Source organism: Dyadobacter sp. (assembly GCF_051859145.1).
Lineage (GTDB): Bacteria > Bacteroidota > Bacteroidia > Cytophagales > Spirosomataceae > Dyadobacter.
The window spans coordinates 1-3,264 of record NZ_JBHYGF010000431.1 but is presented as its reverse complement, the minus strand read 5'-3'; the positions used below and the strand labels follow the sequence as shown (position 1 = coordinate 3,264).

Annotated in this window: 1 protein-coding gene; it reads right to left on the bottom strand. The window is 52.3% G+C overall.

The features are described 5' to 3' along the window. A partial coding sequence (locus tag ACTIE6_RS20985; RefSeq protein WP_439558496.1) for a hypothetical protein occupies positions 1-3,264 on the bottom strand: 3,264 nt, incomplete at both ends.

Sequence of the window (3,264 nt, the reverse complement as noted above, 5' to 3'; positions counted from 1 at the left end):
GGTACCTTTCGCAAAAGCAGCCTCTTTGGTATTCCCCAGCAGCCAGGCGTCAACATGGTAAGAAAGACTCCCCATTCCTCCGCCTTCGGTGATCTCCAACCCGATGGTACCTTCCATGGTGAGTACATCGGGTGTAGTGAGTCCGACGCCCATCAATGCTTCAAACCCAAACTTGGTTTGCTCATCAGGCACATACGTTACATTTCCATCTTGTGCTACTTTTCTGGCGGCATGGGAATACAACCCTCCTCCAAAGCTGCGCAGTGACAGCGGGAGTGGCGGCGCGAGCGGGATACCAGCCCCACCGATCGTAATTTTCCCGCCCACGTACCAGTATTTAAATGCACCTGAACCCGGAAGTGTTTTCCCGAAGCGGGCGGCCACTTTCCCGCCCAGCAAGCCCGTGACGGTCATTTCCACATCACCCGCAAGTCCATTTCCGTAAACACTCTGATTCTCGTAAAAGGCGAGTCTGCCTTTTACCGCCACCGGACCCAGTACTGCGTCAATAGCTACTGAATCTGCCGATACTTTATCAAAAGCCCAGCTTGGCCGCCCATTGGTAAGACCCGTTTTGAAGAATACCGTAGCTGCCGCGCTGGCAGTAAGCGGCGCGCCGGGCTGACTGGTCAGATCAATACCACCCATGAACTTGAAACCAAACCGCAGCGGATCGGAAGGATCGGTCACTATCCCGCCGGATTCCAGGGTTAATGGAAAATCGTCGACCATTTTCTGAGGGGAAGCAAAGCCGAGCTTGAAATCTTTGACATCAAAAAAAGGCGCCTTGGTACTCAGTACCATTCCTTCAAACTTGGCGGCAGGTATCGTGAAATAAGTCGCGTCGATATTCATGCTTCCGCTGAGCTGCGCCCGTGCTTCTACGCCCTGGTTGCTGGTGTAAGTAGTAGTTACGGAGCTGTTTGTAAGGCTCAGCTGCGCCCGCCAGATATCCACGTTCATCTCGTCAGTCGGCTTTGCAACAAACTGAACTGAGATCCCGCCAGCCTGCTCATCTTTGGAAAGCGTGCATTCATAAGGAATTTGCGACGCGGCTTTGTCCGAATCATTGAAGATCGGCAGCACAAGTTTTCCGGTCATTTGCGAGCTTTGAAATGCACTTTTCAGGAAACTGACAGACAGCTCATCAATGGAATAATACCAGCTTGCCAGCGAGCCGTCCCCTATATCCAGTATGTTTTTGATAAAAGCTTTACCCGAAAACCCATTGTTGTCGGAAATCATATTCTGCACGCCCACGGCGAGCTGCTTACCGTCTGCTCTTTTGATAAATGGCGGTAATTCAAGATCGATTTCGGGAAAATATAAGCCCTGCCAGAGGTTGGCTTCTGCCGGCGACAGGTAGCCCTCGGGTAGCGTGGCGGGGGTAACAGTTTCAGAATGATCATAAATGGCAGGTTTGCCGGGCTGCATGGAGAATTTGAAATCCGACAAACCTGCTACGTAGAATTTAGCGAAGGAAAGTTGCGCAGTCCAGTTCTGGAAGTTCACCAATCCCGCATTAATGCTGATCTCTGCCTGCCCGTTTGTCTGTGCGTCTACCAGCCCCGGCGGGGTCAGCAAACCGTGTACACGCATTTGTTTAAAACCGTTTTCGTCGAAAACCACATGCGTTACGACGGTGGTATCCGGCCCGGCAAATGGTCCTTGCGAGGGCGCGCCTTCGGCTCCTTTCAATGCGAAGAATGGAGAAAGCTGCATTTTGTCGGCGAGGTAAAGGATTCCTTCTCCGCAGGGCTTTTCGGGTGTAAAGCACATATTATAGCCGCTCAGCGGGATTCCCGACACCATCGCATTGGCCGTTTTCACCCAGGTATTTGCATCAAAAAATGCCTGGTTCGGCATGAAGGTCATGTTTGTAATGGCGATCACGGTATTAACCGGGCCAAAGCTCTTATCAATGCCCAGCGGCAGTTCAAAGCCCACGCTTTTTGCAGAGTTTGTGAGCGAGGATACCAGCTGATCTTTGGCAGTTGTGAAGAAATTGCTGAGGTTCTGCATGGTAGCAGGTGACATTTCCAATGCGGGCATTTCGGGTTTGTCGTAATCCGGAGTATAGCCGGGTGCGCCGTCTTTGTAAATAGCCCGCACAAACCCGCCGATCACTTGTCCGCCTGCATTGCATTGCACATCAAAAAGATTGACACGCAGCTTGACGTAGCTGTTGTTGATCATCGGTACCGGGATCATTCCCGTTCCCGAAAGCTTGCCGTCTTGTTCCTTTACATTGGCCAGCAGCTCCATCTGGAAACCTGCTATGGTCGCTTTCCTGGATTTCAATACCTGGCTGTTATCTACCTGATCATTCTCATTGACCGGCACTTTGCAGGCGCAATTCGCAGGCATTTTGTAAGCGTACATTACTTTTTTGCCACCGGTTGTGTCCACTGCGTCACCCATACCGGGAATGGTTGAAAAAGGTGTCTGCGCTACCTCAATGCCAGGTATGCCTGCTATCGGAAGTTTACCATAGGTGAAAGCCTGCACGGGGCTTTTGCCTTCATTCAGGATATTGAAGCGTGCGTTGAGCGGCACAGCCTGTACCCGCCACGCATAGCGTTTTCCCACCTGCAAAGGCGGGTGCTGCGGTCCGTACAGGAATGTAGTCGTTTTCAGGTTTTTTACTTCGATCCCAGATTTCGGTAAAACCACAGCATCGATAAATACATTAGGGTCTGCGCCTGTTTGAGGCAGCTCGATGATCCGCAGAGTATATTCCACCTGGTTGGGCAGGATACCAACGGGCGCTGTCCAGGTGAAAAGCTGGGTTTGCGGAATATTGCTGTTTACCTCTGCATCTGCCATCGGGGCAATGAGGATCGGCGGCTCGATCACGCGGATCGGGATAAGTCCGCTGCATCCCATCGGGAACTCAGCCGACAACGGACGCGTGGTAGCATTGTCAAAAGCCTGTACACAAAGCTGGTAATTTCCTTCCGGCAGCGGCAGTCCGCGGTAGAGCAGGTTCTTGTCCATTCCCTGTACTTCTATCTGGTTGAGGTCAAACAAGCCTTCCAGCTCGGCGCGGGTCAATGCGCGGTTCACGTCGGTGGGCAGTAGTTGCAGCGGGCGGACGGGCCGGTAGTTAGCCGAAGTCCGGATCACTACCCCGTTATCGCCTTCCAGCTTACCGAGCAGACGGACAGTTAGCGGTGTTCTCGACAAATTGGAAATGAATATCTGCACGCGGTTGCCCGTACCCGGATAATCCTGAATGTAGGGACTGTATGGCGGCAGTACGCT